This is a genomic window from Thiohalobacter sp. (genome assembly GCF_027000115.1).
Taxonomy (GTDB): domain Bacteria; phylum Pseudomonadota; class Gammaproteobacteria; order Thiohalobacterales; family Thiohalobacteraceae; genus JALTON01.
This window is the reverse complement of sequence record NZ_JALTON010000012.1, coordinates 1-24,092: the sequence shown is the minus strand read 5'-3', so window position 1 is coordinate 24,092 and position 24,092 is coordinate 1. Positions and strand designations below refer to the sequence as shown.

The window sequence follows — 24,092 nt, the reverse complement described above, 5'->3', positions numbered from 1 at the left end:
CTCGCTGCACTACCTCAAGCATCTCACCGTCGACTTCATCAAGATCGACGGCAGCTTCGTGCGCAGCCTGCACGAGGACGATGCCAGCCGCGTCTTCGTCCGCAGCATGGCCGACCTGGCCCGCGGCTTGGGCATCGCCTGTATTGCGGAATTCGTGGAGAACGCCGCCATCGTCGACGAACTGCGCGCGCTCGGCGTGCCGTTCGGCCAGGGACACCATCTGGGCCGGCCCACAGCCACCCTGCCCCACCAGCCGGCCAACGCAGGTCGGGAACGGGAGCCCGAGTAGCATGACCTTTGCATCAGGCCACTGCCAGCCACGCCCGCCACAGGCCGGCCAGGCCAAAGCCGAACACCAGTGCCCCGGCCACTCGCCGCACCAGGGTGCGCCGGGTGAAGGCGGCGAGCCGGGCAGCGGCCACGCCCATCAGCAGCAGTGCCGGCAGCGTGCCCAGGCCGAAGGCCAGCATCAGCCCGGCGCCGCGCAGGGCGCTGCCGGCGGACAGCGACCAGATCAGCACCGAATACACCAGCCCACAGGGCAGCCAGCCCCAGACCGCGCCCAGGGGGATCGCATGGAGCGGGCTGCGCGGCGGCATCAGCCGCCGGCCCAGGGGCTCGATGCGCCGCCACAGCAGGCCACCCAGCCGCTCCAGCCGTGTCAGCCCTGCCCACCAGCCGCCCAGATACAAGCCCAACGCCAGCATGAACAGGGCCGCGACCACCGCCAGCACCAGCTGGGCATGGCGTACCGCCGCCAGGTTGGCGGCAAAGGCGCCCAGGCCGCCCGCCAGCGCCCCCATCAGGGTATAGCTGGCAATCCGGCCAAGGTTGTAGCCGAGCTGGTAGCGCAGCAGCAGCCCGGGGCGCTGCCGCGCCGCCGGCGGCAGCGACAGGCCCAGCGCCGAGACCACCCCGCCGCACATGCCGGCGCAGTGCACCGCGCCCAGCAGGCCGACCAGAAAGGCCGCCATCAGCCCTGTCCCGGTCAGCATCGGGATACCGTTCGTGCAGACAAGGGGGCAACGATATGAAGGACCGACTGCTCGCCCTGTTGCTCCTGCTGATGTCCCTGCCGGCCTGCGCGCAACCGGCCGACGACAGCGAGCTGGTGTTCGGCATCCTGCCCTTCATGACCACGGTGACCCTGTTCCAGCGCTTCGCGCCCTTGCGCGACCATCTGGCCAGAGCCACCGGCCGCCCCGTGTTCATGGAAACGGCGCCCGATCTCGAGCGCTTCGACCGGCGCACACGCCAGCGCGCCTATGACCTGGTACTGACCGCGCCGCATCTGGTACCGGCCGCGCTCGACAGCGGCCATTACGAACTGGTCGCGAAACCGGCGCGGCCGCTTGCCGCCCATGTCATGGTGCGCAACGACGACCCGGCACGGGACCTCGGCGATCTGTCCGGGCGCATCCTGGCCCATGCCCCGGCCGACGCCCTCATTCCCGCCCTTGGGCGCGCCCTGTTTGCGGATATCGAACCGCCCCCCCGCTTTCGCAGCTATCCTTCCCACAACGGTGCCTATGCCGCCCTGCTCGAAGGCGACGCCGATGCGGTCATCATCGGCAGCTACCTGGTGCCGAAGGCCGTGCGCGAGGATGGCCTGCGCGAACTGGCGCACAGCGATGCCTACCCGGGGCTTGCCCTGCTGGTGGCAAGGGACCTGCCTGCGGAGCTGCGCGCGCGCATCCGCCCGGCGCTGCTGGACCTGTCGGCATCCGACCGCGGCCGCGCACTGCTCCGGCGCATCCGCCTGCCGGACTTCGTCCCGGCCCGGCGCGAGGCGTTCGAGCCGCTGCGCCGATTCAATCCGCATCGTTTCTGAACCCGGGGCCATCGCGCCTATCCGTCTAGCCCGGGTGCAACATGCGGGCTGGTGGGCCAGTCGTAGTCCATGATCAGCGGGGCGTGATCGGAAAAGAAGCGATCCTTGTAGATACGGGCCCGCAGCACCCGGTCGCGCAGCCCCGGGGTGATCACCTGGTAGTCGATGCGCCAGCCGACATTCTTTTCCCGCGCCCGGCCGCGGTTCGACCACCAGGTGTACTGCTCCGGGCGCGGGTCCACCACGCGAAAGGCATCGACGAAGCCCGCAGGCCCGAACAGCTCGTCCATCCAGGCCCGTTCCTCGGGCAGGAAGCCCGAGTTCTTCCGGTTGCCGCGCCAGTTCTTGAGGTCTATCTCCTTGTGGGCGATGTTCCAGTCGCCACAGATGATGTATTCACGGCGCCGGCGGCGCAGCCTGCGCAGGTGTTCCATCAACCGCTCCATGACGCGGAACTTTACCGCCTGGCGATGCGCGCCGGAGGAACCCGAGGGCAGGTAGAGCGACACCACGCTGAGACGACCGACCTGCACCTCGATCCACCGCCCCTCGGCATCGAACTCGGGCCAGTCCAGGCCCATGACCACCTTGTCCGGCTTGCAGCGGCTGTACAGCGCGACACCGCTGTAGCCCTTGCGTTCCGCATCGTGGTAGTAGCAGTGGAAGGGCCGGGGACAGTACATGGCCTCGCCGAGCTGGGATTCCTGCGCCTTGGTCTCCTGGATGCAGACGAAATCGGCGCGCTGCCGCGCCAGCCAGGTATAGAAGCCCTTGCGGGCGGCAGAACGAATGCCGTTGGCATTGAAGGTGATGACGCGCATGATGCCTTCTCCGGGGGCGGACGTGTATGATAGCGGAATTGCAGCCCACGGAGTTGTTCTCCCATGCAGGACTACCAGCGCGAGTTCATCCGCTTCGCCCTCGACACCGGCGTGCTGCGCTTTGGCGAATTCACCCTCAAGTCCGGCCGTGTCAGCCCCTATTTCTTCAATGCCGGGCTGTTCAACACCGGCCAGCGCCTGGCCCGGCTGGGCCGTTTCTATGCCGAGGCCATCGTGCAGTCGGGCATCGACTTCGACCTGCTGTTCGGACCGGCCTACAAGGGCATCCCGCTGGCCACCGCCGCCGCCATTGCCCTGGCCGATGCCCATGACCGCGACCTGCCCTGGTGCTTCAACCGCAAGGAGGCCAAGCAGCACGGCGAGGGCGGCAATCTGGTCGGCGCGCCACTGGCGGGACGGGTGCTGATCGTCGACGACGTCATCACCGCCGGCACCGCCATCCGCGAATCGCTGGACATCATCCGCGCCGCGGGCGCCGAGCCGGCCGGGGTGGTGATCTCGCTGGACCGCCAGGAACGCGGCCAGGGCGAACGCTCCGCCATTCAGGAAATCGAGCAGGATGCCGGCATCCCGGTGATCAGCATCGTCGGCCTGGCGCAGCTGATCGACTTCATCGGCGACAGCCCAGAACTGGCCGGACACCTGCCCGCCATCCGCGCCTACCGCGAACGCTACGGCATCGAGCCGGCGGCCTGAACCGCGGGTTTCAACAGGCACCCGGCTGACGGGAGAGATCCTGCAGGGTCACCTTGGCAAACGGAACAAGCGCACAACGGAAACCTTCCGCGGATGCAGTGGATACCGTGGCCATTCCCCGACACGCGTTGCCGGCGGTCACAGATTCCCGAGCACCAGCTTCGCCCCCACCAGCAATGTGATGATCTCGAAGCCCCGCTTGATCCAGCGGTTGCCGCGGGCGATGGCGAGATGGGCACCGAGATAGCCGCCGAGCAGCGAGCCGGCCAGCAGTGCCGGCAGCCAGCTCCAGCGGATGTCACCGAGCAGGCCGAGGGTGAGGGCACCGCTGCCGTTCCAGAACACGCCCACCAGCACCAGGGTATAGGCCACTGCCCGCCGGTAGTCGAGCCCGAACCAGCGCACCAGCCAGAGGGTCACGAACAGCCCGGTACCCGAGGTCAGCGAACCGTTGAGCACGCCGATGCCGAACAGGCCCAGGCCACCCGCGAAGCGGCCGGCCGGATCCCGGTGACGCGGCTCGGCCACCAGCCCCAGGCCCGGATTGAAGGCGGAGTACAGGCCCAGGCCCATGGTCAGCAGGCCCAGTGCGACCTGGGCGGCGCGGTCGGGCACCTGCAGGATCACCTGGGCGCCCAGTACCACGCCCGGCACGCCACAGGCGAGAATGAACAGGGCCAGGCCGCGCTCCAGGCTGTCCTCCCTCAAGTGCCTCAGCGTGGCGCCGATACCCAAGGCAACACTGGCTACCTTGTGGGTGGCCAGCGCCACCGCGAAGGGCAGCCCCAGGAAGATGAGCACCGGCAACTGGATGAGGCCTGCCCCGCCGCCCGAGAAGGCGGAAAACAGGTTGGCCACCAGGGAAACCAGAAACAGGATGAGGTGTTCCGAGCCCGACAAGGATGGACACTCCGGAATCCGCGAAGGTCGGCTGAGAAACCCGGCCCGCAGTGCTAGGATTCGAGCCGACCGCAGTGATGATACAGGGTAGTTTTTCATGAATCGATCTAGCCCGCATATTGCACCAAGGCGGAAGTGGACGGCAGGTAACTTGGTGTGCCGGCAGGCAATGAACCGGATTGCAGCCCGGTCTTGCGAAGCACGGTTTGTGACCGCCCACTTCCTGCTGGCCGCGCTGGCGCTCGCCCTGGCGATGCCTGCCGATGCCGGCCGCCTGTACAAGTGGGTGGACGAAAACGGCAAGGTGCACTACGGCGACAAGGTCCCGCCCGAATATGCGAAACAGGAACGCAAGGTGCTCAATGAGCAGGGCGTGGAGGTGAAGACGCTGGAGGCCGCCAAGACCCCGGAGCAGATCGCCGAGGAAAAACGCCTGGAGGCGCAACGTCGGGAAGAGGAGAAGCGCCGCGCCGAGGCGGCCGCGCACGACCGCATGCTGCTGGCCACCTTCACCACCGAGGACGACATGGTGATGACGCGCGACGGCAAGATCGCCGCCATCGACGCCGTGATCAAGGTGACCCGGGGCCGCATCGAGAGCCTGGAGGAGAGCCTCGCCCACTACACCCGGGAGGCCGCAGAACTGGAACGCGCCGGCAGGCCCATCCCGGCCAGGCTGCAGGACGATATTGTCGCCGCCAAGGCCCAGATCCAGCGCTACAAGGACTATATCGACGCCAAGCGCCGCGAGCAGGAGGCCATCCGCAAGCAGTTCGAGGCCGACATCCGTCGCTTCCGCGAACTCAAGGCCGCCCAGGAAAAGCCGCCCGAGGAGGCCGTCCGGCGGCGCTGAGGCGGCGACCCGTCAGGCGCGGATCAGGGTACCGACACCCTCGTCGGTGAAGAGCTCCACCAGCACTGCATGCACGACGCGGCCATCGATGATATGCGCCGCGTTCACGCCCGCCTTCACCGCATCCAGCGCGCAGCGGATCTTGGGCAGCATGCCGCCGTGGATGGTGCCGTCGGCGATCAGCGCATCGACCCGCGCACTGTCCAGCCCCGTCAGCAACTGCCCGGACTTGTCCAGCAACCCGGCGGTGTTGGTGAGCAGGATGAGCTTCTCGGCCCCGAGCACCTCGGCCACCTTGCCGGCGACCAGGTCCGCATTGATGTTGTAGGAGCGCCCGTCCTCGCCGACCCCGATGGGCGCGATCACCGGGATGAAGTTGCCCGACACCAGCATGTTCACCACCGAGGTATCGATGCTGGCGACCTCGCCGACATGACCGAGGTCGATGATCTCAGGCGCCTCGACCTCCGGCGAACTGCGTGACAGGGTGAGCTTGCGGGCGCGGATGAGGTCGCCGTCCTTGCCGGTGAGACCCACCGCGCAGCCGCCGTGACGGTTGATGAGGTTGACGATCTCCTTGTTGACCAGACCGCCCAGCACCATCTCCACCACATCCATGGTCTCGGCATCGGTCACCCGCATGCCCTCGATGAACTCGCTCTCCTTGCCGATGCGCTCCAGCAGCCGGCCGATCTGCGGCCCGCCGCCGTGGACGACCACCGGGTGGATGCCGACCAGTTTCATCAGCACCACGTCGCGCGCGAAGCCCTGCTTGAGGGCCTCGTCGACCATGGCGTTGCCACCGTACTTGATCACCACGGTCTTGCCGCGGAAGCGCTGGATGTAGGGCATCGCCTCGGTCAGTACGCGGGCGACGTCGCGGGCCTGGTCAGCGTTCAGTGTCATGCTGCGGATTCCGGCAGGTTCAGAAGGGCAGGTCCAGGTTCGGATCGACCGCGTGCAGCTGCGCGCGGAAACGGCCCTGGATGCGCGCCAGCGCCGCCTCGTCGTCGGCCTCGAAGCGCAGCACCAGCGACGGCGTGGTATTGGATGCACGCACCAGTCCCCAACCCTCGGGGAAGTCGGCGCGGATGCCGTCGATGGTGGTGATCTCGCCATCGGAGAGGAAGCGCGCATGCTCGGCCATCATGCGCTCCATCAGCGCCTGCGGCTGACCCTCGGCCAGCGGAATGGTCAGCTCGGGCGTACTCACGGCATCGGGCAGGGCGCCGAACACCTGGCTCGAGGACCGGTGATCGCCAGCCAGGATCTCGAACAGCCGCGCCGCGGCATAGAGGCCGTCATCGAAACCGAACCAGCGCTCGGCGAAGAAGATGTGACCGCTCATCTCGCCGGCCAGCAGGGCACCGGTTTCCTTCATCCGTGCCTTGATGAAGGAATGCCCCGTCTTCCACATCTCGGGAATGCCGCCGAAGTCGCGGATGATCCGGGCCAGATGGCGCGAACTCTTGACGTCGTAGATGATCTCGGCGCCGGGATTGCGGCCCAGCAGATCCATCGCATACAGCATCAGCAGGCGATCGGGCCAGATGATCTCGCCTTCCGAGGCCACCACGCCGATGCGGTCGCCGTCGCCGTCGAGGGCGATGCCGATGTCCGCGCCCTGCTCGCGTACGGCCTGGATGAGCGCTGCCAGGTTCTCGGTGCGGCTGGGGTCCGGGTGATGGTTGGGGAAGCGACCGTCCACGTCACAGAACAAGGGCACCACCTCGCAGCCCAACGCCTCGAACAGCCGTGGGGCGACCGCGCCGGCGACACCGTTGCCGCAGTCCACCACCACCTTCAGCGGCCGCACCACCTGCACGTCGCCGCGAATGCGCTCGATGTAGTCACCGACCACCTCCACCGCTTCCAGCTCGCCGCTGCCGGAGGCGAGATCATCGCGTTCGATGCGCTCGCGCAGGCCCTGAATGGCCTCGCCGGACAGCGTCTCGCCGGCGAGCACGATCTTGAGTCCGTTGTACTCCGGCGGATTGTGACTGCCGGTCACCATCACGCCGGAGCGGGTATCCAGGTATTCGGCGGCAAAGTACAGCACCGGCGTGGGCACCTCGCCGATATCCTTCACGCTGACGCCGCTGGCGCGCAGGCCGCGAATCAGCGCGGCGGCCAGATCCGGGCTGGACTGGCGGCCGTCCCGCCCCACCACCAGGGTGGACTCGCCGCGTGCCTGGGCCTCGCTGCCGATGGCCCGGCCGATCTGGTAGACCACGGCGGGCGACAGGTTCCGGTCGACCAGGCCGCGGATGTCGTAGGCACGGAAGATGGCGGGATCCAGCGTCACCTTGTCGCCAGCGGCGGCGGGATCGAAGTCCGGATCGAGCACCGGCGCCGCCAGTACCCCGTCGTCCGCGGCCGGCGCCGCGGCGGCAACCGGGGCAGCCGCTGCCTGATCGGCGGCGGCACGGTTCACCGCGCGCTCGATGGCGCCGCCACCGATCGCCGGGCCGCCACCGAACAGGCGGCGGATGCCGGCCAGGGCCGGCACGCATTCCCGGAGCTGGATCTCGTAGCGCTCCGCGAGCCGCCCGGCCATGCCGTCGCGCACTGCGCCCAGCAGCAGCACCTGGTCGTCGCGCAACACCCGGCCGAACCAGCGCAGCAACAGGTACAGCAGCAACACATACACCACCGAGGCCGAACCACCGACGATCACCACGCCCGTGAGGGATTCGCCCAGACCGCCGGGCATCGCCCAGTAGGCCACCTCCCAGCGGGTGCCGGGAATCTTCTCGCGCACGCTGGGCGGACCCTGCCGGAGCCCGCGGTCGCCGCGGGTGGCCAGCGTCAGCGGCGCGCCCTTGCTGGAAAGCTGCCAGATCTCGCCATAGCCCTGCGCCAGCCTGGGTGCATTCATGGCGTCCTGCAGCAGGGGCAGCGGGAAACTCACCATCAGATGACCGACGATACGCCGGCCGCTGGTGTTGAGGATGCGTCGCACCATGTTGATGTGCTGCTGCGGCGTACCGAACAGGTGCACCTCGGCCGGTGGCGGCGCCTCGCGGGTCTCGGCCTGGCGCAGCATGTCGAGCGCGGCATAACTGAGCGGCGGCGAGGTGCTCATGTCCACCTCGTCCAGTCCCGGCGGCAGGATGCGCACCCGCACCGCCTCCGGGAACAGATAGCCGAGTTCGGCCTCCTTGGTAGCGATCAGCTTCGGATCGCGGCGGCTGGCCAGCTCGATGATGACCGGGTCACGCGCCAGCAGCTCCATCTTCTCGGCATGGGCCGCGAACAGGGCGCCGATGCGGTCGGCCAGGTTCTCGGCCGTGATCCGGATCTCGTGCCGGCGCGCCTCGGCCACGGTCGATGCCGCCTGCTGCTGGAAGAAGAAGCCGGTGGCCAGGATGCCGACCACGCCCATGAGTGCAATGAACAGGCCCAGCCTCGCCAGGCCGTAGCGGGCCCGGCCGAGGTCCTCGCTCAGATCTTCGCCGGTGGTGTCGTCGTTGGCGGGTGCCGGCTCGGCGGTCTTCGCCGTGCGGCGGGAGAGTTTCGGCAGCTTGATCCCCACGTTGCCCGTTTTCCCTGTTGTGATTGACTCCGCGCGGCTCAGGCGCGGCCAGTGTGACCGAAACCGCCGGCGCCGCGTTCGCTGTCGGTGAAACTGTCGACTCGCTCGAAGGCGGCCCGCACCACCGGCACGAAGACCATCTGCGCGATGCGCTCGCCCGGTTCGATGGTAAAGGACTCACTGCCCCGGTTCCAGCAGGACACGAACACCTGGCCCTGGTAATCCGAGTCGATCAGGCCGACCAGATTGCCGAGCACGATGCCGTGCTTGTGGCCCAGCCCGGAGCGCGGCAGCAACACCGCAGCCAGCTCCGGGTCGGCCATGTGGATGGCGATGCCGGTGGGGATCAGGTGCGTCTCCCCCGGCGCCAGTTCGAGGGTGTCGTCGATGCAGGCACGCAGATCCATGCCCGCGGCGCCCTCGGTGGCATAATCCGGCAGCGGAAACTCTCGCCCCAGACGCTCGTCGAGTATCCTAAGCTGTATCTTTCTCATCACCTGTCGATGCGGGCGTACCCGGCGCCCCCTCCCTGCGTTCCCTGTAGCGTTCCGCGATCAGCCGCACCAGCCGACGCGCCAACTGCGGCTTGGGCGCGCGCGGCAGCCAGGCCTGCCCCCCTTCCCAGACCACCAGCAGCGCGTTGTCGTCGACCTCGAAACCCTCGCCGGCGCCTACCCGGTTGGCGGCCAGCATGTCCACCCCCTTGAGCATGCGCTTGGCGCGTGCATGCCGTTCCAGGTCCTCGGTTTCGGCGGCGAAGCCGACGGTGAACGGCGGCCGCGTCGAAGCCGCGACCTCGGCCAGGATGTCGGGCGTGCGCACCAGCGGCAGCGCCATCCTCTCCGCCCGTTTCTTGAGCTTGTGCGGGGCCGTCTCGGCCGGGCGGTAGTCGGCCACCGCCGCCGCCGCCACGAACAGGTCGATCTCCGCCAGCCGCGCCCGCACCGCCTCGGCCATCTCCGCGGCCCGCTCGACCCGGATGCACCGCACCCGGTCGGGGACCTCCAGCGCCACCGGCCCACTGACCAGGGTGACCGAGGCACCCGCTTCGGCCAGTGCCGCCGCCACCGCATAGCCCATCTTGCCGGAGCTGCGGTTGGTCAGGAAACGCACCGGGTCCACCGGCTCGCGGGTCGGCCCGGCGGTGATCAGCGCCCGCACCCCGTCCAGCAGCCCGGCCCGGAACCGCCCGGCGACCGCGGCCACCAGTTGCGGCGGCTCGACCAGCCGCCCCGGCCCCGTCTCGCCACAGGCCTGCTCGCCCTCGGCAGGCCCGATCAGGGTCACGCCCCGCGCGGCCAGCCGCGCGACATTGTCCCGGGTCGCGGGGTGTGCCCACATGGCGCTGTTCATGGCCGGGGCCACCAGCAGGGGAGCGCGGGTGGCCAGGCACAGGGTGGTCAGCAGGTCGTCGGCCCGGCCCGCGGCCAGCCGCGCCAGCAGATCGGCACTGGCCGGCGCCACCAGCACCGCATCGGCCCAGCGCGCCAGGTGGATGTGGTCCATTCCGGCCTCGGCCCCGGCATCGAACAACTCCACGCGAACCGGGTGACCGGACAGGGCCTGCAGCGTCAGTGGGGTGATGAAGCGGGTCGCGGCCGGCGTCATCACCACCCGCACCTCGGCCCCGGCGGCGCGCAACAGGCGCACCAGCTCGGCGCTCTTGTAGGCGGCGATGCCACCCGAGACACCGACCAGGATGCGCTTGGCAGTGAGCGTGGTCATGCCCGGAAGTGTACCAGAGATCAAGGGCCTGGCGTTCGCCGGCGTTTTCGGTAAACTGCGCCCCGCAACCACGACAGGGAGGTCGACGGGGATGCCCATCCACCAGTGGCCGGAAGCCGACCGGCCGCGCGAAAAGCTGTTGCGCCAGGGCGCAGACGCCCTTTCCGACAGCGAACTGCTGGCCATCTTCCTGCGCACCGGCGTGCCGGGCCGCAGCGCGCTCGACCTGGCGCGCGACCTGTTGCGCGAGCATGGCAGCCTGCGCGCCCTGCTGGACCTGCCGCCGGAACGCTTCTGCGCCGGCCAGGGTCTCGGCCTGGCCAAGTACGTGCAGCTGCAGGCGGCGCTGGAGATCGGCCGCCGCCACCTGCGCGAGCGCCTCGACCGCGGCGATGCCCTGGCCAACCCCGACGATACCCGCCGCTATCTCAGCGCGCGCATGCGCGACTATCCCGTCGAGGTCTTTGCCTGCCTGCTGCTCGACAACCGGCACCGGGTGCTGCACTACGAGGAGCTGTTCCGCGGCACCCTGGACCGCGCCCAGGTACACCCGCGCGAGGTGGTGCGGCTGGCGCTGGACCGCCATGCCGCCGCCGTCATTCTCGCCCACAACCACCCCTCGGGCGTGGCCGAGCCCAGCGCCGCCGACCGGGCCATCACCGAGCGCCTGCGCGAGGCCCTGGGGCTGGTCAACATCCGGCTGCTGGATCATATAGTTATCGGTGACGGGGAGACGGTTTCCTTCGCCGAGCGGGGGCTGCTGTAGGGCTGCCGGCCGCCGGTCCGGGCGCCCTTGCCTGCCCCGGCGCCTTCTGACATAATGCGCGGCTCTTTCTTCCGGACCCGGCCCAGAACCAAGGATTCAAGCCATGTCGAAAGTCTGTCAGGTCACCGGGAAGCGGCCGATCTCCGGCAACAACGTTTCCCACGCCAACAACAAGACCAAGCGTCGCTTCCTGCCCAATCTGCACACCCACCGGTTCTGGGTGGAGAGCGAGCAGCGCTGGGTTCGGCTGCGTGTCTCCGGCAAGGGCATGCGCATCATCGACAAGAAGGGCATCGACGCGGTCCTCGCCGACCTGCGCGCCCGTGGCGAAAAGGTCTGACGGGAGAACAGCCATGGCCAAGGCAGTACGCGAAAAGATCAAGCTGGTGTCGAGTGCCGGAACCGGTCACTTCTACACCACCACCAAGAACAAGCGCAACACGCCGGACAAGATGCAGATGCGCAAGTACGATCCGGTGGTGCGCAAGCACGTGATCTACAAGGAAGCCAAGATCAAGTAACCCCGGCTTTCGATACAGGCAAACAAAAACCCGGCCAAGGCCGGGTTTTTGTTTGGTTGGCCGGCCTTCGGCTCAGGCCGGTTGCGCCCGGTAGGCCGGCAGGCGCCGGGCGAACTCGGCCAGGGCGCGGATCCCGGTGGCCTCGGCCTGCCGGCACCAGTCCTTCAGCGCGGCCAGCAGCTCTTCCTGCGACCGGCCGTGACTGGTCCACAGCTCGGTCAGGCGCTGGCGGAAGCTGTAGACGGTCTTGATTCGCTCATGGCGCGCCAGCAGACGCGCCAGCATGCCCTCGCCCTCGCCATCGACCCGGCCGGGATCGCGCAGCAGCAGGCGCCGGGCCTGGCGGAAACTCTGCCGGCAGCGACCGCCGGCACACTGCCATTCCTCGCGCAACACCGGCAGCATCACCTCGCGGGCGTAGCCGGCCATCACATGCAGGCGGTGGCGGATCAGGGCACGCAGGGTATCGCCGTCGACCTCGGTACGACTGGCATCCAGCACCGGCGCCCGCGCGACCTTGTCCACCCGCGCCAGCCCCAGGATCTCCAGAACCCGGATGTAGAACCAGCCGATATCGAACTCCCACCACTTGCTCGACAGTCGCGCCGAGCCCGGAAAGGCGTGGTGGTTGTTGTGCAATTCCTCGCCGCCGATGAGGATGCCCCAGGGCGAGATGTTGGTGGCGCAGTCCGGGCTCTCGAAGTTGCGATAGCCCCACCAGTGGCCGAGACCATTGATGACGCCCGCGGCCCAGAAGGGGATCCAGACCATCTGCACCGCCCAGATCGCCAGACCGGCGACCCCGAACAGGGCCAGGTCCAGCCCCAGCATGAGGGCGATGCCAAGGGTCGGATGCCGGCGATAGAGGTGGTTCTCCAGCCAGTCGTCGGGCGTGCCCTGGCTGAAGCGGCGCAGGGTCTCGGCATTGCCGGCCTCGTCACGGTAGAGTTCCGCGCCGCGCCAGAGTACGGTATGTATGCCCTTGATGACCGGGCTGTGCGGGTCATCCTCGGTCTCGCACTTCGCATGATGCTTGCGGTGGATGGCCACCCACTCGGCGGTGACCATGCCGGTGGTCAGCCACAGCCAGAAGCGGAAGAAGTGTGCGACCACCGGGCTGAGCTTCAGCGCCCGGTGCGCCTGATGGCGGTGCAGATAGATGGTCACCGCGGCGATGGTCACATGGGTCAGGCCCAGCGCCACCAGTACGTAACCCCACCAGGGCAGCGGAAGGAACCCGTGGGACAGGAAATCAAGGATGGAATCGAACATGAAGGAACACCTGCTGGTAATGGATCCGGCCCCGAAGGGGGCCACGTCTTGCACCCCTATTATCGGCTGCTTTGCGCCGGGATGCAGTAAAGAATTGTCGGTCGCCGCGGCTTCAGCACACGCCGCTGCCGGCCGATAGTCCCCGCAGAGACCGGGTGTACCGGCCGGAGCCAGTTTCCCCATGCAAAACATCTACCTGGGACGTCAGCCGATCTTCGACCGGGATCTGGAGGTCTATGCCTACGAGCTGCTGTTCCGTGCCGGCGAGACCAATGCGGCGGGGGAGATCGACGGCGACCAGGCCACTTCGCGCGTGATCGCCAACACCTTCATCGAGCTGGGCCTTGACGAGATAGTGGGGCCGCGCCGCGCCTTTCTCAACCTCACCCGCGATTTTCTGGTCAGCGACTGGCCGCTCAATTTCCCCCGTGACCGGGTCGTGCTGGAGATACTGGAAGACATCGAACCCGACGACGAGGTGCTCGCGGCGGTCGGGCGCCTGAGACAGGAGGGCTTCCTGATCGCGCTCGACGACTTCCTCTTCCACGAACGCCTCCGGCCCCTGGTCGAGCTCGCCGACCTGATCAAGATCGACCTGATGGCGCTGGAGGACGGCCAGCTCGAGGAACACGTCGCGGCCCTGCGCGGCTACCCCGCCCGGCTGCTGGCGGAAAAGATCGAGACCCGGGACGAGTTCGAGCAGTGCAAGGCGCTGGGCTTCGACTATTTCCAGGGCTACTTCCTGTCCCGCCCCAATATCATCCAGGGCCGCGAGATCCCGCCCAACGGCCTGGCCACGGTACGGCTGCTGGCGCGACTGCAGGACCCGGAGGTGGGCGCGGCCGAATTGGAAACCCTGATCGGCCAGGACGTCGGCCTGTCCTACAAGCTGTTGCGCTACATCAACTCCGCCTTCTTCGCCCTGCCCAAGACGGTGGAGTCCATCCGTCAGGCGGTGATCTATCTGGGCAACCAGGCCATCAAGACCTGGGCCACGCTGCTGGTGTTCGCCGGCGTCGAGGACAGGCCCCACGAGCTGATGACGACCGCCATGCTGCGCGCGCGCATGTGCCAGCTGCTCGCCGAGCGCACCGGCCAGCCGCACGCCGACACCTACTTCACGGTCGGCCTGTTCTCGGCCCTGGAGGCCCTGCTGGAAGCCCCCCTGGAATCGGTACTGGAGGCACTGCCCCTGTCCGAGGACGTACGCCGCGCCCTGCTGGAACGCCAGGGCCCCTACGGCGCGGCCCTCGACTGCGTGCTGGCCTACGAGCGGGCCGAGTGGGCGCAGGTGCGCTGTGGCAAGCTGCCGCCCGCCGAGATCACCGAGACCTACCTCGAGGCCGCCCGCTGGGCTGACGAAGTGACCCGCGCCCTCGCCGTCGGCGGCAACTGAGACCGGGCCATCATCCGCAACCCCTGGTTCAATATTCGGGCTATGCGGGCTCGACCCGCTGCAGTTGCAGATTGCCCACGGCATCGACCGTCGCCGCCCAGCCAGGGGCCAGGAAGGTGGTCGACACCCGCTCGACGATCAGCGCCGGTCCGCTGATGCGGGTGCCGACCCCCAGCGCCGCGCGTTCCAGCACCCGCGCTTCCACCCCCGTGTCCGGCAGGCGGACGACCCTGTCGCCGGTCGGCGCACCACCAGCCGGCCCGGCCAGCGGCAGCGCCGGCACCGGCCCCTGCAGACCCAGACGGACATTGACCAGCTCCACCGGCGCCTCCAGCCGGTGGCCGTAGCGTTGTGCATGCAGTTCATGGAAAGCCTCGGCCAGCTCCTCGAGTCCGCTCCACGGCAGGTTGAGGCTGTATGACTGGCCACGGTAGCGCAGGTCCACCGAACGCTGTTCGCGGATGTCGGCGGCCGCCACGCCTTCGGCCTCGAGTTCGGCGCGGGCCTGCCCGGCCAGTTCCGCGAAGGCCGCTTCGACCTCCGCGACCGCAATCTCGTCCAGCGGCTGCGCCAGGGTGCGCGAACGCTGCCGGCCGCGGGGCGCGGCCAGCATGCCCAGGGCCGACAACACCCCGGCATGGACCGGCACCAGCGCGCGGTGCATGTGCAGGGCCTCGGCCAGCGCGCACACGTGCAGGCCACCCGCGCCACCGAAGGACACCAGCGTGAAGTCCCGCGGGTCCAGCCCGCGCTGGACCGAGATCACCCGCAGGGCCCGGGCCATGTGCTCGTTGGCAAGGCTGACGATGCCCAGCGCCGCGTCCACGCGGTCCATGCCCAGAGCGGCGGCGACGGTGTCGACGGCCCGCTCGGCGGCGGCGACATCCAGCGGCATGTCGCCGCCGAGAAAGGCGTCGGGCCGCAGCCGCCCCAGCACCAGGTTGGCATCGGTGACCGTCGCCGTCATGCCGCCCCGGCCATAGCAGGCCGGTCCCGGATCGGCCCCCGCCGACTCCGGTCCCACCTGCAGCAGGCCACCGGCATCGACCCGCGCAATGGAGCCGCCGCCGGCGCCGATGGTGTGCATGTCCACCATGGGCACGGCCACCGGCCAGCCGCCGATCTGTCCGTCGCGGGTCAGGCGCACGCCGCCGTCGAGCAGCGCCACGTCGGTGGAGGTGCCGCCCATGTCGAAACTCAGCAGGCGCTCGCAGCCGCCCAGCCCGGCCACATGACGCGCGCCCTGCAGGCCGCCGGCCGGCCCCGACAGCAGCAGGTTCACGGCATGCCGCCCGGCCTGATCGGCCGCCACCGTCTCCCCGGAACTCTGCATCACCGCCACCGGCGCCGGTGCCAGCGCCCCGGCCAGCCGGTCCAGATAGCCCTGCACCAGCGGCCCCACGTAGGCGTTGAGAAAGGCCGCCATGCCGCGCTCGTACTCGCCGTACTCGGGCAGCACCGACGAGCCCGCCGACACGAACAGGTCGTCGCGGCCGGCCAGCCGCTCGGCAATCGCCTGCTCGAAGCGGTCGTCGACATAGCTGAACAGCAGATTGACCGCCACCGCCCGCGGCCGCACCGTATCCAGCCACGCACAGAGGGCATCGAGGTCGGTCCCGGTCAGCACCTCGACCGTCTCGCCGCTTGCATCCAGCCGGCCACCGGTCTCGTGGCAGAGCCCGGGCGGCACCGGCGGAGGCGGCAGGGCGGGTTCCAGATCGTAAAGGTCGGGACGGGTCTGACGCCCGAGGCTGAGCAGGTCGGCCAGGCCGCGGTTGGTGACGTAGGCGGTGGACACGCCCTTGCGTTCGAGCACGGCATTGGTCGCCACCGTGGAGCCGTGCACCACCGACAGCCGCGCCGGGTCCAGCCCCAGCGCGCGGATGCCGGTCAGAATCGCCTGCTCCGGCGCCTCGGGCGTCGACAGCACCTTGTGCACCCGCAACGCGCCGTCTGCGTAGAGCACGAAGTCGGTGAAGGTGCCTCCGGTATCAACGCCCAGCAGCATGGTCGTCGCCGAGCTCGGTCTCCAGCCGCACACAGTTACGCCCTTCGGCCTTGGCACGGTACAGGGTCTGGTCGGCGCGCTCGATGAAACGCTCCGGGGTATCGTCCGCGTGCAGCTCGGCCACGCCCTGGCTGAGGGTAACATTCAGCTTCAGGCCGGCAAGGTTCAGCGGCGCCTCCCCTACCCGGCGGCGGACACGCTCGGCGATCAGGGCAGCCGTCTCCAGGGGCGTGCCCGAGAGGATGGCCATGAATTCCTCGCCGCCATAACGCCCGACGACATCGAACCCGCGCAGGCCGGACTTGATGCGCTGGCCGACGTCGCGCAGCACCCGGTCACCGACCCGGTGGCCATAGCTGTCGTTCACCGCCTTGAAGTGATCCAGGTCGGCCATGATCAGCGCCAGTGGCTGGCCCTTGCGGCGAGCGCTGTCCATGGCCTGTCGCAGCGCCTCGAACAGTGCGCCCCGGTTCAGCATGCCGGTGAGCTCGTCGGTGGCGGCACGCCGCTGCAGCCGCTGCTGGCTTTCCATGAGCGCTTCCAGCGAACCCTCCAGCTCGCGCACCTGCGCCTGGTGATACATCTCGCCGGCCAGCCCCACGTCCAGCGCCGCAACCTTGATCACGAACTCAGACAGCCGGTGGCAAAGCGCCCGATCGGCCACATGGGCCTCGACCTGCTCCAGCATGTGCCGTACCAGAAAGGCGTGGGCGGCCACATAGACCGACAGGGGCACCTGCACCCATGCATGGACCAGTCCGACTCGCATGCGTTCCTCGAAATAATCCAGCTCGTCGAAACGAACACCGAAGCTGCGCAGGTAGCCGGTCTGGGTGTGCTTGAGCCGCTCGAGGTCGAAACCGTTGAGTAGCGCGCGGGTCTCGCCCTGGGAAAGGAGGTGATCGTAGAAACGCTCGACAATGCGCGCCGCATGGGCATGGAGCACGCGCGTCTGCAACATCTCGCCCAGCACATGATCGTCGGCGGACAGACCAAGAAGGCGCAGGCGCGTCTCGCGCCAGTGCCGGTCGAAACCGAAGGTCTCGCAGTAGCGGGTCCGTGGGACCGGGGGAGGGGCTTTTTCCGGCATGCGCTTGGTTTAGAATAGGGCCACGCAAGCTGCGTCTGCGACAGAGCATAATGCATATGGACAAGGAAATCCTGATCCGGGCGCAACACCTGTACCGTTACTATGGTCCCCACTGCGCGGTGCACGATGTCAGCTTCGAACTGGCCAAGGGCGACGTGCTGGGCTTTCTCGGACCCAACGGTGCCGGCAAGTCCAGCACCATGCAGATGCTCACCGGCAACCTGGCCCCCAGCGCCGGGCGGGTCGAGATCGCCGGCCACGACCTGCTGGACGAACCCCGTCCGGCCAGGCAGTCGTTGGGCTACCTGCCCGAACAGCCGCCGTTGTACCGCGAACTCACGGTGGACGAATACCTGGGCTTCTGCGCCCGGCTCAACCGCGTGCCGCGCCGCCGCACCGCCGAGGCCGTGGCGCGCGCCAAGGACCGCTGCGGACTCGGTGCGGTCGGCCGGCGCCTGATCGGCAACCTGTCGAAGGGTTACCAGCAGCGGGTGGGCATCGCCCAGGCCATCCTGCACAACCCGGCCGTGGTGATTCTCGACGAACCCACGGTCGGCCTGGACCCCATCCAGATCCGGGAGATCCGAACCCTGATCCGCGAACTGGGCGAGGACCACGGCATCATCCTTTCCACCCACATCCTTCCCGAGGTGCAGGGCACCTGCAACCGGGTGCAGATCATCCACCAGGGGCGGCTGGTGTTCGCCGACACCATGAGCGGACTGGAGAGCCACCTGCACGCGCGCCAGCTCATCCTGGGCCTGCACAACCCGCCTGCCATCGACGAACTGGCGGGGCTGCCCGGAATCACCAACGTGGAATGCCTCGACGATCACCGCTTCCGCCTGCGCTTCGAGGGCGAGAACCCGGCACCGGCCATTGCCGAAACCGCGGTCGTGCGCCGCTGGGGGCTGGAGGCGCTGATTCCGGAGCGCCGCACCCTCGAGCAGATCTTCGTCGAACTCACCACCCAGGATCTCGCCGCCGGGGAGGCCGCCTGATGATCCTCACCCTGGCCGGACGTGAACTGCGCAGCCTGTTCCTGTCGCCGCTGGCCTGGTCGGTCCTGGCCGTGGTGACCTTCCTGCTCGCCTACCTGTTCCTGGTGCAGATCGACACCTTTCTCATGCTGGCGCCGCGGCTGGCCGCCGTGGATGGCGCCCCGGGCGTGACCGACATCGTGGTCGCGCCCCTGTTCGGCAATACCGCCGTGGTGCTGCTGCTGGTCGCGCCGCTCATCACCATGCGCAGCCTGGCCGAGGAACGCCGTACCCGTACCCTCACCCTGCTGTTCTCCGCACCCGTCTCGATGAGCGAGATCGTGCTCGGCAAGTATCTCGGCCTGCTTGGCTTCTTCCTGATCCTGGTCGGCCTGGTCACGCTGATGCCGCTGTCACTGGCAGTGGGCACCACGCTGGACTGGGGCAAGCTGGCCTCGGGCCTGCTGGGTCTGGTGCTGCTGGTGGCGGCCTTCACCGCCGCCGGCCTGTTCATGTCCAGCCTCACCGAACAGCCGACCATCGCCGCGATCAGCAGTTTCGGCCTGCTGCTGTTGCTGTGGATCATCGACTGGGCCGGCAACACCGGCGCCCAGGCCAGCGAGCTGCTGGCCTGGCTGTCGATCCTGCGCCACTACGAATCGCTGTTGAAGGGCCTGTTCGACAGCGCCGACGTGGCCTACTACCTGCTGTTCGTCGTCACCTTCCTGGCACTCACCGTGCAGCGCCTCGATGCGCAGCGGCTGCCGCACTGAGGATCCGCCATGGACGTCAACCCGCGCACCCGCCGCACCCTGCGCCTGCAGCGCTACCTGACCACCCTGCTGCTGCTGGCCGCGGTCGGGCTCGCCGCCTGGCTGTCCAACCAGTACGTCATCCAGGCCGACTGGACCGCCAATGCCCGCAACAGCCTGTCACAGGAAAGCGCGCGGCTGCTGGCGCGGCTGGAGGGGTCGGTGATCATCACCGCCTTCGCCCGCGAGAACGAAACCCTGCGCGCCCAGATCCGCGACCTGGTCGACCGCTACCGGCGCGAGAAACCCGACATCGAACTGCATTTCGTCAATCCGGACGCCGAACCCGAGCGGGTGCGCGAACTCGGCATCACCCACGACGGCGAACTGCGGGTCGCCTACCAGGGCCGCAGCGAACGGGTGCAGGAACTGAGCGAGCAGGCACTGACCAACGCGCTGATGCGGGTGGCGCGCCAGGGCGAGCGCTGGATTGCCTTCCTCTCCGGCCATGGCGAGCGCGATCCGCAGGGCCAGGCCAACCACGACCTGGGCGAATTCGGCCGCACCCTGGAGGGCCAGGGCCTGAAGGTGCAGACCCTGAATCTGGCGCAGACCCCGGAGATCCCGCACAACGTCGGCGTGCTGGTGATCGCGGGGCCGCAGGTCGCGCTGTTGCCGGGGGAGGCCCGCCGCATCCGCCATTACGTCGAGCAGGGCGGCAACCTGCTGTGGCTGGCCGAACCGGGCGACAGCCACGGACTGGACAACCTCGCCGACCTGCTCGGCATCCAGTTCCTGCCGGGCGTCATCGTCGACCCCACCACCCGGCTGTTCGGCATCCAGAATCCCGACTTCGTGCTGGTGCCGGAGTACCCGGCCCATGCCATCACCCGCGACCTCGATGTCCTGACCCTGTTCCCGCATGCCGCCGCGCTGGAAAGCGAGCGCGGCGACATCTGGCAGGCCGAGTCCTTCCTCACCACCCTGCCCCGCACCTGGACCGAGACCGGCCCGCTGGACGCGCCCGAACTGCGCTACGACCCCGACACCGACGAGCGGCCCGGCCCGCTGGACCTGGGCCTGGCCTTCACCCGCAGCCTGGACGCCGAGGGTACCGACGAAGGCAGCCCGCGCAGCCAGCGGGTGGTGGTCGTCGGCGACGGAGACTTCCTGTCCAATGCCTTCCTCGGCAACGGCGGCAACCTGGACCTGGGGCTCAACATCGTGCACTGGCTGGCCGGGGAGGACGCCTTCATCAGCATCCGCGCCCGCTCCGCCCCGGACCAGACCCTGGAACTGGGCCGCACCGCGCAGGGCGTGATCGGCATCGGCTTCCTGTTCGTGCTGCCTGCGCTGCTGCTGGTGACCGGGCTGGCGATCTGGCTGCGCCGGCGCAAGCGCTGAGAGGGCCGGCATGCGTCGCAACCGTCTCAATCTGTTCCTGCTGCTGGTGGTGGCCGTGCTCGGCGTGCTGGCCTGGCTGCGGCCGGGGCTGGAACAGCCGCCGCCGACGCGCATCAGCACCCTGGATGCAGCGAAGGTGCAGCAGATCCGCATCCGCCACGACGACCAGACACGGGTGCTCGAGCGCGAGGGCGACCACTGGCGGCTGGCGGGCGACCCGCCCGTGCCGGCGGACCGCTTCCAGGTCGACACCCTGCTCGGCCTGCTCGCGGAAGTCGCCGTGCGCAGCTATGACCTGAGCGACCTGGATACGCAGGCCGTGGGGCTGGAGCCGCCGGTGGCGGTCATCGAGTTCGACGGCCAGCCCTTCCGCTTCGGCGCCACCGAACCGCTGGAAGGCCTGCGCTACCTGCAGGTGGGGCAGCGCATCCATCTCATCGACGACCGCTACGGCCCGCTGCTGCGGGCCAGTCGCGCCCAGCTCGCCAGCCGCCGCCTGCTGCCGCCGGGCACCCGGCTGTCGGCCATCATCCTGCCGGGGCAGCGACTGGAACGCGACGCGCAGGGCCACTGGCAGCTCGACCCGCCGCGACCGGCACTGTCCGCCGACGACATCCAGCAGTTCGTGACCGCCTGGGAGGAGGCACGGGCACTCTGGGTGCGATCGGTGGAGGACACGGCGGACGCGGGCGAGGCCGTACAACTGCGTACCGCAAGCGGCGAAGGCATCCGCTTCCTGATCCGCCGCGACGACGAGGGGACGGCGCTGCTGCGCCCCGCGCTGGGCCTGGCGTACCGCCTCAGCGAGGCGACGGCCGGCGAACTGCTGACACTGCCGCAGCCGGAGCACGCCGACCGGGACGGCGACGTCAGTCCAGCGGCGTCAGCTCCGGCGGATAGTCCACCCCCAGGTCCAGCTCAGCCTTGAGGCTGTTCAGCGCCGACTGCAGCCCCTCCTCCAGCGTGGGATGGTAGAAGGGCATCTGCAGCAGTTCGCGCAAGGTGCTGCCGCGCTCGATACACCAGGCCAGCAAATGGCCGAGATGCTCGCCCTTGGGCGCGAAGACGTTGGCACCGAGCAGGCGTCCGTCGCGCCGGCGCAGGTACAGCCGCAGCCGCCCCTTGTTCTTGGCCATGATCAGGGCGCGGCCCAGCGGCCGGAAGCTGCCCTCGCCGATGACGATGTCCTCGCCCTCCAGTTCGGCGAGCGATGCGCCCACCTCGACGATGTTGGGATCGGAGAACACGATGGTGAAGGGCGTCTTGCGCGCAAAGCGCCGCGGCCGCTCGGCACAGGCGTTGTAGCCCGCGATGCGGCCCTCGTGGTTGGCCTCGTGCAGGATGGGCCGGGTCCCGGTGACGTCGCCGGCAATGAACACCGGCAGATCGCCCACCTGCAGGGTGTGCGGATCGAACAGCGGGATGCCGCGATCGTCCAGCGCACAACCCAGGTTCTCCAGGCCCAGGGACTCGACATTGGGCGTGCGGCCGATGGCCACCAGCACCTTGTCCACCGTGACCTCGACCTCGCCGTTACTCACCCGCAGGGCGCCGTCTCCGGCCTCGGTCACCTCGGCCGCCCGGCCCAGGTGCAGCGGGAACTCCTTGCCGATCACCTCCGCCGCCTCGGCGGCCACCACCGGGTCGGTGAGCCCGCCGATGGTCCCGGCCAGATCGAAACCGGTGACCTCGATGCCGAGCCGCGCCAGCGCCTGGCCCAGCTCCAGGCCGATCACGCCCAGGCCGATCACCGCCATGCGGTCGGGCAGGCCGTCGAGCTCGAAGAAATCGTCGGTGGTCAGCACCCGGTCGCCGAAGGCCTGCCAGGGCGCGGGCACCAGCGGCCGCGAGCCGGTGGCAATGATCACGCGGCGGGCGCGCACCCGCCCGCCCTCGACCTCCAGCTCGGTGGGCGAAACAAAACGGGCATGGGACTCGATGAACTGCTCCGGCGAAAGCTCGTCGATGCTGGTCGCCAGCACCTGGTCGACGAACAGGTCGCGCAGGTCCTCGACCCGCTCCATGGCCGCCGCCCGGTCCACCCGCAGCGCCTCGCCGCCCTCGATGCCCTCCTTGGCCAGCACCTCGCGGCGCGCCATGTCCTCGGCGATCTGGATCAGTGCCTTGGACGGCATGCAGCCGACCCGGGCGCAGGTGGTGCCCAGCTCACCGCCGTCGATGAGCACCCAGTTGTCGGTCCGGCGGCGCACCTGCGACCAGGCCGTCAGCCCGGCGCTGCCCGCGCCGATGATGGCAACATCGACTTCTCGTTCCATGTCTGCTCCAATCGCGTGTTTCTGTGAAGGCGGCCAAGGATAGCAGGAGCCGCCGCCTCTGACCCCCTATCCCGCATATTGCCCCCGGTCGTCCGGATAACCATGCCCGAACTTCCCGAAGTCGAAACCACCCGCCGCGGCATCGCGCCCCACCTGGCCGGCCGACACATCACGTCAGTGATCGTCCGCCAGCGGCGGCTGCGCTGGGCCATCCCGAAGGCACTGGAGCGCGAACTGCCAGGCCAGCCGGTGACCGCGGTCGAGCGCCGCGCCAAGTACCTGCTCATCCGCACGCCGGCGGGCACCGCCATCCTGCATCTGGGCATGTCCGGCTCGCTGCGGCTCCTGCCGGCCGACACCCCGGCGGGCCCCCATGACCATGTGGACCTGGTGCTGGAGGACGGGCGCTGCCTGCGACTCACCGACCCCCGCCGCTTCGGCGCCCTGCTCTGGACCCGGCGCGACCCGGCCCGCCACCGGCTGCTGGCCGGGCTCGGGCCGGAGCCACTGGGGCCGGAGTTCGACGGCGCCCTGCTCCATGCCCGCTCACGCGGGCGGCGGACCCCGGTCAAGGCCTTCATCATGGACAGCCATGTGGTGGTGGGGGTGGGCAACATCTACGCCAACGAGGCCCTGTTCCGGGCCGGCATCCACCCGGCGCGGGCCGCGGGGCGCATCGGCCGGACCCGTTGCGACCGCCTTGCCCAGGCCATCCGCGAGGTGCTGGCCGAGGCCATCGCCCAGGGCGGCACCAGCCTGCGCGACTTCGTCGGTTCCGATGGCCGACCAGGCTATTTCCGCCAGACACTCGCGGTCTACGGCCGCGGTGGCCAGCCCTGCCCGCGCTGCGGCCACGCCCTGCGCGAGATCCGCATCGCCCAGCGCAGCACCGTCTACTGTCCGCGCTGCCAGCACTAGCCCGCATATCGCACCAGGGCGGAAACGGGCGGCAGGCAACCTGTTGTGTTGGCGGGCAATGAACCGGAGTTCTTGCCCATGGCCCTGAGGACAACTTGCGCCCGCCCGCATCCTGCTGCGGCCCTGGTACAACATGCGGGCTAGCTGTGATCTTCCAGTAGGTTGTTCACTCGGGGTTTACCCGGAGAATTGGAGGTGCAACCCAAACCAATGCTTCGAGGACCCCGAATGAACAGCCATAAAAATGCCCGATTAACCGTCCACGGTCGAGCCCTGCTGGTGAAACGCGTACTGGAAGAAGGACTTCGACCTGCCGAGGCCGCCCAA

At 69.0% G+C, this 24,092-nt stretch carries 25 protein-coding genes; 14 read left to right on the top strand and 11 right to left on the bottom strand.

The window, feature by feature from the left end:
* Window positions 1–289, top strand: a 289-nt coding sequence (locus MVF76_RS01375; RefSeq protein WP_297526914.1) for an EAL domain-containing protein, incomplete at its 5' end; no start/stop codon positions are given.
* Window positions 290–302: 13 nt separating this feature from the next.
* Here MVF76_RS01375 and MVF76_RS01370 read toward each other — a convergent pair.
* A complete protein-coding gene (locus MVF76_RS01370) occupies window positions 303–995 on the bottom strand; it encodes a sulfite exporter TauE/SafE family protein (RefSeq protein ID WP_297526912.1) in 693 nt (230 codons plus the stop codon).
* Window positions 996–1,030: 35 nt separating this feature from the next.
* Between MVF76_RS01370 and MVF76_RS01365 the strand changes: the two genes are divergently transcribed.
* The gene (locus tag MVF76_RS01365; RefSeq protein WP_297526910.1) at window positions 1,031–1,831 is read left to right on the top strand and encodes a phosphate/phosphite/phosphonate ABC transporter substrate-binding protein; all 801 of its coding nucleotides are present in this window, start codon (window positions 1,031–1,033) and stop codon (window positions 1,829–1,831) included.
* A gap of 17 nt (window positions 1,832–1,848) precedes the next feature.
* On the opposite strand, the gene MVF76_RS01360 is transcribed toward MVF76_RS01365, so the two are convergent.
* Window positions 1,849–2,652, bottom strand: coding sequence for an exodeoxyribonuclease III (locus MVF76_RS01360; protein WP_297526908.1), 804 nt, complete (start codon window positions 2,650–2,652; stop codon window positions 1,849–1,851).
* Between the two features lie 63 nt (window positions 2,653–2,715).
* Here MVF76_RS01360 and pyrE point away from each other — a divergent pair, with 63 nt between their 5' ends.
* Window positions 2,716–3,369: an orotate phosphoribosyltransferase gene (gene pyrE / locus MVF76_RS01355; protein ID WP_297526906.1), complete on the top strand. Its 654-nt coding sequence runs from the start codon at window positions 2,716–2,718 to the stop codon at window positions 3,367–3,369.
* A 138-nt stretch (window positions 3,370–3,507) separates the two neighbouring features.
* On the opposite strand, the gene MVF76_RS01350 is transcribed toward pyrE, so the two are convergent.
* A complete protein-coding gene (locus MVF76_RS01350; protein ID WP_297526904.1) occupies window positions 3,508–4,269 on the bottom strand; it encodes a sulfite exporter TauE/SafE family protein in 762 nt (253 codons plus the stop codon).
* Between the two features lie 208 nt (window positions 4,270–4,477).
* Here MVF76_RS01350 and MVF76_RS01345 point away from each other — a divergent pair, with 208 nt between their 5' ends.
* Window positions 4,478–5,122 (top strand): DUF4124 domain-containing protein, encoded by a 645-nt coding sequence (locus MVF76_RS01345; protein ID WP_297526902.1) that lies wholly within the window; start codon window positions 4,478–4,480, stop codon window positions 5,120–5,122.
* A 12-nt stretch (window positions 5,123–5,134) separates the two neighbouring features.
* Here the strand turns inward: MVF76_RS01345 and argB are convergent, their stop codons facing one another.
* From argB to coaBC, 4 genes are read right to left on the bottom strand one after another with little or no spacing between them, the layout of a single operon-like run.
* Window positions 5,135–6,028 carry an acetylglutamate kinase gene (argB, locus tag MVF76_RS01340; protein WP_297526900.1) on the bottom strand — a complete coding sequence of 298 codons (894 nt, stop codon included), beginning with the start codon at window positions 6,026–6,028 and terminating at the stop codon, window positions 5,135–5,137.
* A gap of 19 nt (window positions 6,029–6,047) precedes the next feature.
* Entirely contained in the window at window positions 6,048–8,657 is a 2,610-nt protein-coding gene (locus MVF76_RS01335) for a phosphomannomutase/phosphoglucomutase (protein ID WP_297526898.1), read from the bottom strand.
* Between the two features lie 38 nt (window positions 8,658–8,695).
* Window positions 8,696–9,154: a dUTP diphosphatase gene (gene dut, locus MVF76_RS01330; RefSeq protein ID WP_297526896.1), complete on the bottom strand. Its 459-nt coding sequence runs from the start codon at window positions 9,152–9,154 to the stop codon at window positions 8,696–8,698.
* Entirely contained in the window at window positions 9,132–10,382 is a 1,251-nt protein-coding gene (coaBC, locus tag MVF76_RS01325; RefSeq protein WP_297526894.1) for a bifunctional phosphopantothenoylcysteine decarboxylase/phosphopantothenate--cysteine ligase CoaBC, read from the bottom strand. Before coaBC ends, dut begins: the two co-directional genes overlap by 23 nt.
* Window positions 10,383–10,473: 91 nt before the next feature.
* Between coaBC and radC the strand changes: the two genes are divergently transcribed.
* From radC to rpmG, 3 genes are all read left to right on the top strand, one after another.
* A complete protein-coding gene (gene radC, locus MVF76_RS01320) occupies window positions 10,474–11,148 on the top strand; it encodes a RadC family protein (RefSeq protein WP_297526892.1) in 675 nt (224 codons plus the stop codon).
* A gap of 103 nt (window positions 11,149–11,251) precedes the next feature.
* Window positions 11,252–11,488 carry a 50S ribosomal protein L28 gene (gene rpmB / locus MVF76_RS01315; RefSeq protein WP_297526890.1) on the top strand — a complete coding sequence of 79 codons (237 nt, stop codon included), beginning with the start codon at window positions 11,252–11,254 and terminating at the stop codon, window positions 11,486–11,488.
* Between the two features lie 13 nt (window positions 11,489–11,501).
* Entirely contained in the window at window positions 11,502–11,669 is a 168-nt protein-coding gene (gene rpmG / locus MVF76_RS01310; protein WP_297526888.1) for a 50S ribosomal protein L33, read from the top strand.
* A 72-nt stretch (window positions 11,670–11,741) separates the two neighbouring features.
* Here the strand turns inward: rpmG and MVF76_RS01305 are convergent, their stop codons facing one another.
* Window positions 11,742–12,941: a DesA family fatty acid desaturase gene (locus MVF76_RS01305; protein WP_317622910.1), complete on the bottom strand. Its 1,200-nt coding sequence runs from the start codon at window positions 12,939–12,941 to the stop codon at window positions 11,742–11,744.
* A gap of 181 nt (window positions 12,942–13,122) precedes the next feature.
* Between MVF76_RS01305 and MVF76_RS01300 the strand changes: the two genes are divergently transcribed.
* Window positions 13,123–14,337: an EAL and HDOD domain-containing protein gene (locus MVF76_RS01300; protein ID WP_297526887.1), complete on the top strand. Its 1,215-nt coding sequence runs from the start codon at window positions 13,123–13,125 to the stop codon at window positions 14,335–14,337.
* 40 nt (window positions 14,338–14,377) lie between these two features.
* On the opposite strand, the gene MVF76_RS01295 is transcribed toward MVF76_RS01300, so the two are convergent.
* Together MVF76_RS01295 and MVF76_RS01290 are read right to left on the bottom strand one after the other, a co-directional pair.
* Entirely contained in the window at window positions 14,378–16,345 is a 1,968-nt protein-coding gene (locus tag MVF76_RS01295) for a hydantoinase/oxoprolinase family protein (RefSeq protein WP_297526885.1), read from the bottom strand.
* Complete coding sequence (locus MVF76_RS01290; protein ID WP_297526884.1) at window positions 16,329–17,435, bottom strand: GGDEF domain-containing protein; 1,107 nt, start codon at window positions 17,433–17,435, stop codon at window positions 16,329–16,331. Before MVF76_RS01290 ends, MVF76_RS01295 begins: the two co-directional genes overlap by 17 nt.
* A gap of 56 nt (window positions 17,436–17,491) precedes the next feature.
* On the opposite strand from MVF76_RS01290, the gene MVF76_RS01285 reads away from it, so the two are divergent.
* Genes MVF76_RS01285 through MVF76_RS01270 form a run of 4 tightly spaced genes read left to right on the top strand, consistent with a single transcriptional unit; the run spans window position 17,492 to window position 21,499 of the window.
* On the top strand, window positions 17,492–18,436 hold the full coding sequence (locus MVF76_RS01285; protein ID WP_297526881.1) for an ABC transporter ATP-binding protein: 945 nt from the start codon (window positions 17,492–17,494) through the stop codon (window positions 18,434–18,436).
* Window positions 18,436–19,188, top strand: a complete 753-nt coding sequence (locus MVF76_RS01280; RefSeq protein WP_297526879.1) for an ABC transporter permease subunit — start codon at window positions 18,436–18,438, stop codon at window positions 19,186–19,188. Before MVF76_RS01285 ends, MVF76_RS01280 begins: the two co-directional genes overlap by 1 nt.
* Window positions 19,189–19,197: 9 nt before the next feature.
* Entirely contained in the window at window positions 19,198–20,571 is a 1,374-nt protein-coding gene (locus tag MVF76_RS01275) for a GldG family protein (RefSeq protein ID WP_297526877.1), read from the top strand.
* 10 nt (window positions 20,572–20,581) lie between these two features.
* Window positions 20,582–21,499 (top strand): DUF4340 domain-containing protein, encoded by a 918-nt coding sequence (locus tag MVF76_RS01270; RefSeq protein WP_297526875.1) that lies wholly within the window; start codon window positions 20,582–20,584, stop codon window positions 21,497–21,499.
* Here the strand turns inward: MVF76_RS01270 and MVF76_RS01265 are convergent.
* A complete protein-coding gene (locus tag MVF76_RS01265; RefSeq protein WP_297526873.1) occupies window positions 21,441–22,847 on the bottom strand; it encodes a dihydrolipoyl dehydrogenase in 1,407 nt (468 codons plus the stop codon). The genes MVF76_RS01270 and MVF76_RS01265 overlap by 59 nt on opposite strands.
* A 102-nt stretch (window positions 22,848–22,949) precedes the next feature.
* Between MVF76_RS01265 and mutM the strand changes: the two genes are divergently transcribed.
* Window positions 22,950–23,765: a bifunctional DNA-formamidopyrimidine glycosylase/DNA-(apurinic or apyrimidinic site) lyase gene (gene mutM / locus MVF76_RS01260; RefSeq protein ID WP_297526871.1), complete on the top strand. Its 816-nt coding sequence runs from the start codon at window positions 22,950–22,952 to the stop codon at window positions 23,763–23,765.
* A gap of 228 nt (window positions 23,766–23,993) precedes the next feature.
* Window positions 23,994–24,092 (top strand): leucine zipper domain-containing protein (locus tag MVF76_RS01255; RefSeq protein ID WP_297526916.1); only part of this gene is annotated, 99 nt, incomplete at its 3' end.